The organism is Micrococcus sp. 093350064-1, assembly GCF_053627955.1.
The window spans coordinates 167,925-179,616 of sequence record NZ_JBSEYU010000004.1 but is presented as its reverse complement, the minus strand read 5'-3'; the positions used below and the strand labels follow the sequence as shown (position 1 = coordinate 179,616).

General features: G+C 73.6%; 11 protein-coding genes and 3 tRNA genes. 4 read left to right on the top strand and 10 right to left on the bottom strand.

The features are described from left to right. Positions 1 to 98: 98 nt before the first annotated feature. Complete coding sequence (locus tag ACUW6W_RS06260; protein ID WP_002856131.1) at positions 99 to 365, top strand: hypothetical protein; 267 nt, start codon at positions 99 to 101, stop codon at positions 363 to 365. A 7-nt stretch (positions 366 to 372) separates the two neighbouring features. Here ACUW6W_RS06260 and ACUW6W_RS06255 read toward each other — a convergent pair whose 3' ends face one another. From ACUW6W_RS06255 to ACUW6W_RS06240, 4 genes are all read right to left on the bottom strand, one after another. Then, the gene (locus ACUW6W_RS06255; protein ID WP_044658647.1) at positions 373 to 987 is read right to left on the bottom strand and encodes a cysteine hydrolase family protein; all 615 of its coding nucleotides are present in this window, start codon (positions 985 to 987) and stop codon (positions 373 to 375) included. A gap of 92 nt (positions 988 to 1,079) precedes the next feature. Continuing rightward, positions 1,080 to 1,155 (bottom strand) — tRNA-Phe (locus ACUW6W_RS06250). Between the two features lie 72 nt (positions 1,156 to 1,227). Then, positions 1,228 to 1,301: transfer RNA gene (locus ACUW6W_RS06245), tRNA-Asp, on the bottom strand. Between the two features lie 116 nt (positions 1,302 to 1,417). Then, positions 1,418 to 1,490, bottom strand: a tRNA-Glu gene (locus ACUW6W_RS06240). 125 nt (positions 1,491 to 1,615) lie between these two features. On the opposite strand from ACUW6W_RS06240, the gene ACUW6W_RS06235 reads away from it, so the two are divergent. Next, positions 1,616 to 2,011, top strand: coding sequence for a metallopeptidase family protein (locus ACUW6W_RS06235; RefSeq protein ID WP_002856128.1), 396 nt, complete (start codon positions 1,616 to 1,618; stop codon positions 2,009 to 2,011). A gap of 7 nt (positions 2,012 to 2,018) precedes the next feature. Here ACUW6W_RS06235 and ACUW6W_RS06230 read toward each other — a convergent pair whose 3' ends face one another. The 5 genes from ACUW6W_RS06230 to ACUW6W_RS06210 form a co-directional block, all read right to left on the bottom strand. Beyond that, a complete protein-coding gene (locus ACUW6W_RS06230) occupies positions 2,019 to 2,993 on the bottom strand; it encodes a universal stress protein (RefSeq protein WP_044658646.1) in 975 nt (324 codons plus the stop codon). A 60-nt stretch (positions 2,994 to 3,053) separates the two neighbouring features. After that, positions 3,054 to 3,983: a spermidine synthase gene (locus tag ACUW6W_RS06225; RefSeq protein WP_454179973.1), complete on the bottom strand. Its 930-nt coding sequence runs from the start codon at positions 3,981 to 3,983 to the stop codon at positions 3,054 to 3,056. Next, positions 3,980 to 4,543, bottom strand: a complete 564-nt coding sequence (locus ACUW6W_RS06220; protein ID WP_454179971.1) for an N-acetyltransferase family protein — start codon at positions 4,541 to 4,543, stop codon at positions 3,980 to 3,982. Before ACUW6W_RS06220 ends, ACUW6W_RS06225 begins: the two co-directional genes overlap by 4 nt. A gap of 108 nt (positions 4,544 to 4,651) precedes the next feature. Beyond that, entirely contained in the window at positions 4,652 to 5,029 is a 378-nt protein-coding gene (locus ACUW6W_RS06215) for a thiamine-binding protein (protein WP_454179969.1), read from the bottom strand. Positions 5,030 to 5,060: 31 nt separating this feature from the next. Then, complete coding sequence (locus ACUW6W_RS06210; RefSeq protein WP_454179968.1) at positions 5,061 to 6,401, bottom strand: Nramp family divalent metal transporter; 1,341 nt, start codon at positions 6,399 to 6,401, stop codon at positions 5,061 to 5,063. A gap of 161 nt (positions 6,402 to 6,562) precedes the next feature. Here ACUW6W_RS06210 and pta point away from each other — a divergent pair, with 161 nt between their 5' ends. Together pta and ACUW6W_RS06200 are read left to right on the top strand one after the other, a co-directional pair. Then, entirely contained in the window at positions 6,563 to 8,638 is a 2,076-nt protein-coding gene (gene pta, locus ACUW6W_RS06205) for a phosphate acetyltransferase (protein ID WP_020625363.1), read from the top strand. 20 nt (positions 8,639 to 8,658) lie between these two features. Further along, entirely contained in the window at positions 8,659 to 9,807 is a 1,149-nt protein-coding gene (locus tag ACUW6W_RS06200; RefSeq protein WP_061867612.1) for an acetate/propionate family kinase, read from the top strand. Between the two features lie 128 nt (positions 9,808 to 9,935). Here ACUW6W_RS06200 and ACUW6W_RS06195 read toward each other — a convergent pair whose 3' ends face one another. Beyond that, positions 9,936 to 11,690 (bottom strand): dipeptide ABC transporter ATP-binding protein, encoded by a 1,755-nt coding sequence (locus tag ACUW6W_RS06195; RefSeq protein ID WP_454179967.1) that lies wholly within the window; start codon positions 11,688 to 11,690, stop codon positions 9,936 to 9,938. Positions 11,691 to 11,692: the final 2 nt, after the last annotated feature.

The following is an 11,692-nucleotide window of genomic DNA, read 5'->3' as shown; positions in this document are numbered from 1 at the left end:
CGCCCCCTGGTGACGCGTGGGCGGCCTCACTAGGGTGTGGGGCACCACGACGACGGCGGCGCCGGACGGGCCCGCCCGTGAGAGGAAGGACCCGCACCATGACCGACGTCCCCTTCGAGGACCGCGAGGACGAACGAGAGCTCGAGACGGACCTGCTCGCCGATCCCAACGCCGCCGGCGACCCCGAGCCGGAGGACGGCCGCGACGGCCAGCCCGTGCGCGGCGGCTCGGACGACCCGCAGCACTGGGCCGGGGAGGGACGTGCCCCGGACTCCCTGCGCAATGCGGAGTCCGCCGCCATGCACATCGAGGAGGACGCCCAGGACCGCACGCGTGCGGACGAGGGCGACGTCGAGATCCTGTGACCGCCCCTCAGCCCCGGTCGGGGACGAGGCCGGTGCGCAGGAGGGTGAGTGCCTCGTCCTGCCCGAGGAGCGGCTGACGCATCTCGGCGCGGAGGAAGTCGAGCATCGCCGCGGCCAGCGCCGGCTCTTCGGAGGCGATCGCGTCCGTCGCGATCGCGGCGTGGAAGTCGAGGGCGAACGCGGCCGTGGCGGTCTCGGCGATGCAGCTGTGGGTGGAGACGCCGCACAGCAGGAGCCGATCCACCCCGCGGCCCCGCAGCTCGGCCGCCAGCCCGGTGCCGTGGAAGGCGGAGTCCCGGGTCTTCACGACCTCGACGGCGTCCGGGGCGGCCGCCGCGACCCCGTCGAGCAGAGCGGCCTGCCGGGTGCCAGGGAAGGCGAAGCCCTCGCCGTCGGCCAGCATGTTCAACGTCCACGTGGAGCGGTCCCGGGCGTGCTCGGTCCGCACCAGGAAGACGGGACGGCCGGCCTCGTGCGCGGTCCGGAGCAGTTCCACGACCGCCGCCGTCAGCTCGGCCTGACGGGCGGCCAGCGCGGGATGCTCGAAGTAGCTGTGCTGGACGTCGATCACCACGAGCGCGGTCTCGCCACCGGTCGCGCGGGCGGAGGAGGAATCGGGCATCGACCCAGTGTGCCCACCGCGTCTCCCCCTGTCAGCGGCCCGTCGCCCCGGACGACGAAGGCCCCCCGCGTCTGCGGGGGGCCTTCTCGAAGTGGTGGCTCCGACCGGCGTCGATCCGGTGACCTTACGATTTTCAGTCGTACGCTCTACCAACTGAGCTACAGAGCCCGGCGACCTTCGTCACCAGGACCATGCGTCACCGGACTCCGTTTCCGAATGCCGGTGATCGGACGATCCGAGCGACCCTGACGGGACTTGAACCCGCGACCTCCGCCGTGACAGGGCGGCGCGCTAACCAACTGCGCTACAGGGCCATGTTCTGTTGTTCTCGCCGCTTTCGCAACGAGTGGAAACTCTAGCAGAGCCTCCGAGCGTCGTGCAAATCCACGCTCCACGTGCCGTTCCGGCTGCCGAGGGCGGCCGTTCTGCGTACCCCCAACGGGATTCGAACCCGTGTCGCCGCCGTGAAAGGGCGGTGTCCTAGGCCTCTAGACGATAGGGGCAGGTCCGATGTCGAGATTCCCGAGGTGGACCCTGGGAGTCTATGGTGGCCGCACACCCTCCGGCAAGTCCGGCCGCCGGCCGGCCGCCCTCCGCACCGCGGAGCCCCGCACCCCCAGGAGCCGCCGTGGACCACCGCCCGTCGCCCGAGCAGCCCGCCGCCACGTGGATGAGCGAGCAGGAGTTCGACGACGCCGTCTCCGCGGCCCTCACCCGCATCCCGGACGAGCTGGCCCGGCTGCTGACGAACGTCGTCGTGGTGGTGGAGGACGAGTACGAGCCGCAGCGCTGGGAGGACCCGGCCACCGAGCTGTTCGGCCTCTACGAGGGCGTGCCGCTGACCGAGCGCGCCGAGTTCGCGTGGCAGATGCCGGACCGGATCGTGGTGTTCCGCGGCCCGCTCACCCGCCACTGCACCTCCCGCGCCGAGCTCGAGGACGAGATCACCGTCACCGTCATGCACGAGGTGGGGCATTTCTTCGGCATCTCCGAGGAGCGGCTCCACGAGCTCGGCTGGGGCTGAGCGACGATCAGGACTCCGGCTGGTCCTGGACCGGGCCGAACGAGGCGCGGCGGCTGAGGCGGACGTCCTCGCGGAACGGGACGACGAGCACCGGGCCCTTCGCGTGGTCCGCGACGCCGCGGCTCGTGGAGCCGACGATCGCACCGGCGAAGCCGCCCAGACCGCGCGTGCCCACCACGGTGAGGCGGGCGGTGGCGGTCTGGTCCACCATCACGTCCACGGGGGTGCCGTCCACGAGCTCGGTGAGGACCTCGAGGCCGGGGAACTCGGAGCTGATCCACGCGGCGCCGGCGTCGAGGCGCTCGCGCAGCTCCCGCTCGCGGGCCTCCTCGTCCAGGCTGACGGCCAGCCATGCGGCGTTCGCGCCCAGGGGCGGGACGGCGCACACGAGCTTCAGCGGGGCCTGGCGGAGGCGGGCCTCCTCAGCGGCCTCGAGAGCGGCGGCACGGCCCTGCTCGGAACCGTCGACGCCCACCACGACGGCGGTCCTGTCCCCCGCGCGGCTGGCCTCGACCCCGGCGGGGATGATGGCGACCGGGCAGTGCGCGTGGCCGGGCAGCGCGGCGGCCACCGAGCCGAGCAGGCGGCCCATGAAGCCGCCGCGGCCGCGCGCGCCCGAGACGAGCAGGGAGGCCTCGGCGGAGAGCTCCACGAGGACGCCGGCCGCGTCCCCGATCTCCACACGCAGCTCCGGACGCACCCCGTCGGCGTCGAGCTTGCCGGCGACCTCCTCCAGGAGGGCCTGCACGCCCTCGCGGAGACGGGAGTCGTCCAGGACGGCGCCGCCGGCGTCCGCGCCGTAACCCCAGTACGCGGGGATCGAGTAGGCGGTGACGAGGGTCAGCGGCTCGCCGCGCAGGCCGGCCTCGCGCTGGGCCCAGCGGGCGGCGGAGACGGACTGGTCGGAGCCGTCCACACCCACCAGGACGCCGAGCGGTGCGTCCTCACGGCGGGTGGCGGCGGGCTGGGTCTGGGCGGACATGGCGACCTCCTCGAGTCGGACTCGACGGGCCCCGGGCGGACCCGGCCGAGTGCCTCCAGTCTACGCCTCGGGGCCCGGGACGAGTCCCGTGATCCCGGGCGCGACGCCCGCGGGGAAGCCGCGTGGATCCTCCGCGAGCCGGGCCGGGAAGGCGTCCATGCGCAGGGCACGGGCCAGGCGGTCGCGGGGGTCGGAGCCGGGCGGGGCGTCCGCGGCGGGGCGGGCCACGGGGGCGTCCGAGGCCGCCACGATGACGTTGCCGCGGCGCCGCCCCTTGAGCATGGGCGGATCCGCGATCACCTCGACGTGCTCGAACGCGGCGACGACGGCGGCCACGTCCGCCCGCACCGACGTCAGGTCCGGCCCGCCGCCCACGTTGAGCACGTACAGCCCGCCGGGGGCGAGGACCCGCGCGGCGGCGCGGGCCGCGTCCAGGCCGGTGAGGCCCGGCGGGGTGATGTGGCGGGCGCCCGTCAGGTCCGTGGGGTCCGGGGCGAAGACGTCGCGGATGATCAGGTCGCGGCTGGCCGGGTGGGCCGTGGCCAGGACCTCGGCGGCGTCGGCCACGCGGATGCGCAGGGCCGGGGCGCGGGGCAGGCCGAAGCGCTCACGCGCGAGGGCGGCCAGGCCGGCGTCGATCTCCACCGCGGTCTGGTGGGAGCCCGGGTACGCGTGGTCCACCCAGCGGGCGAGCGCGCAGCCCGCGCCGCCCAGGTGCAGGGCCCGCAGGGGCGTGGGCTCCGGCCAGTGCGCCCGGACGGCCGCGGCGGCCCAGCGCATGTACTCGAAGGCCATGCGCTCGGGGCGCTCGGGGTCCAGCGGCGAGGACTCGACGCCGTTGACGTAGAGGATGAACGCGCCCGGCTCGAAGGCGTCCTCGCGGATCTCGGCGGTGCCGTGGGTGATCGCGTGGACGCCCGGCTCGATCCCGGCGGGGCCGGCGGCTCCGCCCGCGGCCCGGCCCCGGCCCGCCGACGACCGGCGGCTCACGCCGCACCGCCGTCGTGCGGGAGACGGCGCACCATCAGCTGCTCGTGCAGGCCGGCCCACGGGCCGGTCATCGGCTCCGGCGCCCCCACGGCCGCGAAGCCGTGCTTGGCGTAGAACGCCACGGCCCGCGGATTCTCGGCGAGGACGCGCAGCATCGCGGGACGGTCGTCGACGACGGCGTCCAGCAGGCGCGCTCCCACACCGGTCCCGTACGCCTCGGCCAGGACGTAGAGCACCATGAGCTCCACATCGGGCAGGTCGGCGGGCGATGCGGCCGCGTCGTCCGCACCCGTCCGGCCCGTCTCCGCCGCCGAGCGACGCGGGCCCGCGAGCGCCACGCCGAACAGCCGGCCGCCGCCGTCGGCGACCCAGAGGTCCCGGTCCGATCCGATCAGCGCGGTCCACGCGGACACGTCCTCCGGGATCCGGGCCTCGATCGCGTCCAGGTAGGCGGACGGCAGGAGCGCGCCGTAGGCCTCCCGCCACGACCGCGCCTTGACGCGCAGCAGCGCCTCGACGTCCCCGGGGGCGGCGGGGCGCACGGTCACGGGCTCAGGCACGGGCTGCTCCTCCGGGCCGCCGGCGCGGCGGCCATTTCTCGAACGAAAGCGCCTCGACACGCCGCCGTTTCTCGAACGAAAGCGTCCGGGGGGCAGCGGAGAGGGGGGTCACCCGGCGTCGCCGTCGCGCGGGGCCGGGGCGGCGCGCCGCCCCTCGTCCTCGGCGAGGGCCGACTCGAGGCGCTCGAGCTTGCCGTCCAGCTCGCCGGTGTGGCCGGGGCGGATGTCCGCCTTCAGCACGAGCGAGACGCGGGAGCCGTACGAGGACACGGCGTCCACGGCGGCGCGCACGACCTCCATCACCTCGTCCCACTCCCCCTCGATCTCGGTGAACATCGAGGAGGTGCGGTGCGGCAGGCCGGAGGCGCGCACCACGGCGACGGCGGCCGCGACCGCCCGGTGCACGGACGCGGTGTCCGCGTCGCCGGGCAGGTGGTTGGCGTCGGCGGGTTGGCCGGAGGGGGCGACGGAGAAGGCGACGATCATGGCACCAGTGTGCCCCGCCCCCGCCGCCGGCTCACCCCCCGAGCACCGGCTGCAGGGCCTTGAGCAGCTCGTTCACGCCGATCGCCACGAACACGGCCGCGGTCAGGGCCAGCAGGGTGTTGCGGAACCAGCCGTTGCGGAACTGCCGCGGCACGTCCTTCGTGTTGTTGAGGAACAGCAGGGTCACGGCCAGGAACGGCATGAACAGGGCGCCGAGCGTGCCGTAGAGCAGGATCAGGAAGATCGGCCGGTCCAGGAACAGCAGCGCCATGGGCGGCAGGGTCAGCCACAGCAGGAAGAAGCGGCCGGGCTTCGAGGACAGCGACGGCGCGTCGTCCTGGTCCAGCTCCTCGGCGGGCCGGCGGAAGTTCGTCCAGAAGTCCGCGAACATCAGCGAGACGCCGTGCCACACGCCCAGCAGGGAGGAGAAGGACGCGGCGAAGAATCCGACGAGGAACACCGTGGACCACGCCGAGCCGTAGCGTTCGGCCAGCACGTCGCCGACGTCGAGCAGGCCCTTGTCGCCCGAGGAGATCGCCAGCCCCGCCGAGTGCAGCAGCTCCACGCCCATGACCATGGTGGCGATCACGAAGATGCCCGTGAGGATGTACGAGGTCGCGTTGTCGAACCGCATGACCTTCAGGTACTTCGGGACGTTCCAGCCCTTCTCGCGCAGCCAGTACCCGTAGGCCGCGAGCGTGATGGTCCCGCCGACGCCGCCGGCCAGGCCGAGCACGTAGAACATGACGTCCGGGTCGCCGGAGGGCAGCTGCGGCACGAGACCGGCCAGGATCGCGCCCAGGTTCGGAACGGTCAGCGTCGCCGAGAGCAGCACGGTCACGAACATGACGCCGATCAGCACCGTCATGAGCCACTCGATGAGCCGGTACTTGTCCAGCCAGACCAGCCCCAGGCCGATCAGGCCCGAGGCGATCGCGAACACCTTGCTGTCCACCCCGGGGAACAGCGCCGCGAGCGGCAGGGCGGTGGAGGACATCGCCGTCGCCCCGTACACGATGCCCCAGATGAGGATGTACGGGCCGAAGTACCAGGACGTCCAGGCCCCGAGGGTGCGCCAACCCTGGAAGATCGTCTTGCCGGTGGAGAGGTAGTAGCGGCCCACGCCCTCCACGAGCACGATCTTGAAGATCACGCCCAGCACCACGGCCCACAGCAGCATGTAGCCGTAGCGGGAGCCGGCGGTCAGGGTGGCCACCAGGTCCGCCGCGCCCACGCCCGTGGCGGCCGCCACGATGCCGGGTCCCAGCGAGTTCCACTTCGGCCGGATGGGGGTCTCGTTGAGCTCGGCGTCCGTGAACCCGATGATGTCGGGGTTGTGCACGGGGCGGCCGCGGTCGGCTCTCGTTGCCATGGGAGGGTCCTTAATGCTTGACGGGGCGAGTGCAGTCATGTGTATTACGCGCGTGAGAGACACGCCTCACTCACGTCGATCCGCGTCGGCCGGGACGGGCCCCGACGCCGCGGCCTCGGTACCGTGAACGACGAGCCCCGTCCTCCACCGGAAGGTCCGCCATGCCCCAGGGAATCTTCGTCTCCACCACGTCCACCGGCGCCGGCAAGTCCCTCGTCAGCCTGGGCCTGGCCGACTCGCTGTACCGGCGCTCCGGCACGGTGGGCTACTTCCGCCCCGTGGTGCCCGGCGACGACGTGGAGACCGACCCCATGGTGCTGCTGATGCGCGAGCAGTACGGCCTCTCCCCGGAGCAGGCCCGCGGCGGCCTCACCGCGGCCGAGGCCCGCACCCTCATGGCCGAGGGCCGCGGCGACGAGGTCCAGCAGCGCTGCGTGGAGCAGTACGACGCCATGCGGGCGGCGGGCGGCGTCGTGGTGGTGGAGGGCACCGACCTGATCAGCCCGGACCCGGCCGCCGACCTCGACCTCAACGCCCAGCTCGCCCGCAACCTCGGCACCCCCGTGGTCGCCGTGGTCTCCGGCGCGGACCTGACACCCGAGCAGGCGGCCGACGTCGTGGACCTGGCCCGGCGCACCCTCGACGACGCCGGCGTCGAGCTGCTGGCCGTCATGGTCAACCGCGCGGACCCCCGTGACCTCGACGCCGTCGGCGCGGCCGTGCGCCCCGGCCGCCACGCCTGGCCCGTGTACGTGCTGCCCGAGCTGACCGAGCTCGCGCACCCCTCGGTGGCCGAGGTGGCGGACGCGCTCGGGCTCGAGCAGATGGCCGGGCAGGAGACGCTGGACCGCGACGTCGCCGAGGTCAAGGCCGTCTCCATGGAGGGCGGCAACTTCCTCGAGGTCCTGCGCGAGGGCGCGCTCGTGATCGTCTCCGGCGACCGCTCCGACGCGATCCTGGCCACCGTGGCCTCCTCGCTGACCCCGGACTTCCCCACCCCCTCCGGCATGATCCTCACCAACGGCATCCTCCCGAACCGCCAGCTCCAGCGGCTCTACCTGGGCGCGGCCTTCCCCGTGTTCGTCACCCACGACGACACGTTCACCACCGCCGCGAAGGTCTCCCGGGTGCGCTCCGAGCTCTCCAGCGCCCAGCCCCGCAAGACCGCCGCCGCCCTGGGCACCTGGCACCAGCGCGTGGACGGGGACGAGCTGCTGGCCCGCTTCGACCTGCCACGCACCGACGTCGTCACCCCTCTGCGCTTCCTGCACGAGCTGATCTCCCGCGCCCGCGCGGACCGCCGCCGGATCGTGCTGCCCGAGGGCGAGGATGCCCGCGTGCTGCGCGCCGCCGAGATCCTCCAGCGCCGCGACGTCTGCGACCTCGTGGTGCTCGGCCCGGCCGCCGCCGTGCGGGAGCTGGCCTCCCGCGAGGGCGTGGACCTGAGCGGGATCGAGCTCGTGGACCCCGCCGACTCCCCGGACCTGGAGCGCTACGCGCAGGAGTACGCCCGGCTGCGCGCCCACAAGGGCGTGGACGCCGAGCGCGCCCGCGAGGTCATGCAGGAGGGCGCCTACTTCGGCACGATGATGGTCCACCTGGGCGACGTGGACGGCATGGTCTCCGGCGCCGCCCACACCACCGCCAACACCATCCGCCCCGCGCTGGAGTTCGTGAAGACGAAGCCGGGCGTCTCGATCGTCTCCTCGGTGTTCTTCATGCTGCTGCCGGACCGCGCCCTCGTGTACGGCGACTGCGCCGTGAACCCGGACCCGGACGCGCAGCAGCTCGCGGACATCGCCGTGGCGTCCGCGGCCACCGCCGCCCAGTTCGGGGTGGACCCGCGCGTCGCCATGCTCTCCTACTCCACGGGCGCCTCCGGCTCCGGGCAGTCCGTGGACAAGGTCCGCGCCGCCACGGAGCTCGTGAGGGAGCGCGCCCCCGAGCTGAAGGTGGAGGGCCCGCTGCAGTACGACGCCGCCGTCAACGCCTCCGTCGCGGCCTCGAAGATGCCCGGCTCCGAGGTGGCCGGCCAGGCCACCGTGTTCGTGTTCCCGGACCTGAACACCGGCAACAACACCTACAAGGCCGTCCAGCAGTCCTCCGGGGCGGTCGCCGTCGGGCCCGTGCTGCAGGGCCTGAACAAGCCCGTCAACGACCTCTCCCGCGGCACCACCGTGGAGGACATCGTCAACACCGTCGCCATCACCGCCATCCAGGCCCAGGCCCAGGGCTGACGCCCCGGAAGGAGTCCCCCGTGCTCGTCCTCGTCATCAACTCCGGCTCGTCGTCCCTGAAGTACCAGCTCCGTGAGCTGGCCGACGACGGCACGGACGCCCCGGTGCCCGTCCTCGCCCAGGGCCTGGTGGAGCGCATCGGCGTCCCCGGCTCCGGCGTGCCGGACCACGCCGCCGCCCTCGAGCAGGTGGAGGCCGAGCTGGCCGAGGCGACCGGCGGGCGCACCATCGACGCCGCCGGCCACCGCGTGGTCCACGGCGGCGAGCGGTTCACCGCCCCGGCCCGGGTGACCAACGAGGTGATCCGCGCGATCGAGCGCCTCGCCCCGCTGGCCCCGCTGCACAACCCCGCCGCCGCCCAGGGGCTGCGCGCCATGGCCGAGCGCTGGCCGGACATGCCCCAGGTGGTCGTGTTCGACACCTCGTTCCACCAGACCATGCCCCGCGAGGCCTGGCAGTACGCCCTGCCGGACGAGGTCTACACGGAGCACGGCATCCGCCGCTACGGCTTCCACGGCACGAGCCACGACCTCGTCACCGGCCTCGCCGCGGAGCATCTGGGCATCCCGCGGGGGGAGTTCCGGGCCGTGGTGCTGCACCTGGGCAACGGCGCCTCCGCCACCGCCATCCGCGACGGCGTCTCCGTGGACACCTCCATGGGCTACACCCCGCTGGCCGGCCTGGTGATGGGCACCCGCTCCGGCGACCTGGACCCCTCCGTGGTCACCCACCTCATGCGGAACCACGGCTACGACGCCGAGGAGCTGGACACCCTCATGAACAGGCGCTCCGGCCTGCTGGGCCTGGCCGGGGAGGCGGACATGCGCCAGGTGCTGGAGAACGCCGCCTCCGGGGACGGCCGCGCCCGCAACGCCCTGGACGTGGCCTCCTACCGGCTGGCCAAGTACGTGGGCGGCTACCACGTGGCCGTGGGCGGGGCGCAGGCGATCGTGTTCACCGCCGGGATCGGCGAGAACTCGGCTCCGTTCCGGGCGCGCGTGCTCGACCGGCTCGAGGCGCTCGGGGTGGCCTACGAGGCCGAGGCCAACCGCGCCCGCGTGGCCGGGCCCCACACGATCTCCGCGCCGGAGTCGGCGATCCCGGTGCTCGTGGTCCCCACGGACGAGGAGCAGGCGATCGCCCGCTTGACGTGGGAGCTCGCCCGCTGAGCACCGCGCCCGACCGTCCGACCGACGCCCAGCGACATCACCGCCGGTCCGCCCGGCGGTGATGTCGCTGCGGCTCGGTCGACACGAACGGGGCGCTTCTGCACCCGACCGTCCGGCCCGGTCAGCGCTCAGACGTGCGTCCCGTCCGCCTCCACCGCGATGCCCAGCTCGTTGCCCGGGATCGAGGCGAGCAGGCGGCGGGTGTACGGGTGCCGGGGGTTGGTGAAGACCTCCTCCGAGCTGGCCGCCTCCACCACCTCGCCGTCCTTCATGACGCACACGTAGTCGGAGATGAGCCGCACCACCGCCAGGTCGTGCGAGATGAACAGGTAGCTCAGCCCCAGCTCGTCCTGCAGGCGGCGCAGCAGCGTGAGGATCTGGTCCTGCACGAGCACGTCCAGCGCGGAGACCGGCTCGTCGCACACGATCAGCTCGGGGTTCAGCGCGAGCGCCCGGGCGATCGCCACGCGCTGGCGCTGTCCGCCCGAGAGCTCGGCGGGGTACCGGCGGTGGAAGTGGGAGGGCAGGGCCACCTGGTCCATGAGCTCGAGCACGCGCGCCCGCCGCTGCGTGGCGTTGCCCCGCCGGTACGTCTGCAGCGGCTCCTCGATGATCCGGCCCACCGTGAACGAGGGGTTGAGCGAGGAGAAGGGGTCCTGGAACACGGCCTGCACGCGCTGCCGGAAGTCCTTGAGCCCCTCCCCCTTCAGCGCCAGCACGTCCTTGCCCTCGAAGCTGATCTCGCCCGAGGTCGGCTCGATCAGCTTGAGCAGCATGCGCGCCGTCGTCGTCTTGCCGGAGCCGGACTCGCCGACGATCGAGACGGTCTTGCCGCGCGGGATCTTCAGGGAGACGTCCTTCACGGCGATGAAGTCCTCGTGCCCGCGCACGGGATAGACCTTGGTGAGGTCGCGGATCTCCACCAGCGGGGTGAGGTCCTGCTTCGCCAGGGCCACCGTGGTCAGGGCCGCGGTGTCGTCCTCGGCCAGGGCGGCGGGCACGGGATCGAAGGCCTCGGGCAGCAGGCGGGCCGCCGCCACCGACGGCGCGGCCGCCACGAGCGAGCGGGTGTAGGCGTGCTGCGGGTCCTCGAGGATGGCCCGTGCGTCGCCGGACTCCACCACGCGGCCGCGGTGCATCACCACGAGCTGCTGCGCCCGCTCGGCCGCGAGGCCGAGGTCATGGGTGATCAGCAGCACGGAACTGCCGAGCTCGCGGGTCATCTCGCCGATCTGGTCCAGGATCACCTGCTGCACCGTCACGTCCAGGGCGGAGGTCGGCTCGTCCGCGATCAGCAGCTGCGGCCGGCACGCCAGGCCGATGGCGATCAGCACGCGCTGGCGCAGACCGCCCGAGAGCTCGTGCGGATACTGCTTGGCCCGTCGCGCGGGCTCGGGGATGCCGGCGCGCTCCATCACCTCGACGACGGCGGCCCCCACGTCCTTCTTCGTCGCCATGCCGTGGGTCAGCAGGGTCTCCCCGATCTGCTGACCCACCCGGGTCACGGGGTTGAGGTTGGACATCGGGTCCTGCGGCACCAGCCCGATCCGGCGGCCGCGGATGCGGCGCATCCGCGACTCGGGCAGGCCCACGAGCTCCTCGCCCGCGAAGCGGACGGAGCCTGCCGTGACCCGGCCGTTGCCGGGCAGCAGGCCGATCGCGGCCATCGCGGTGGTGGACTTGCCCGAGCCGGACTCGCCCACGATCGCCAGCGTGCCGCCGGCCGGGAGCGTGAGGGACGCGCCCTCCACGGCCTGCACGGTGCCCTGCTGGGTGGTGAACTCCACGTCCAGGTCGCGGATCTCCAGCAGGGGGGCGCCCGCCGCAGGGACCGCGGGCGCCGCGCCGGGGCCGGGTGCGCCGTCGTCGTGCTTGGGGTCCATGG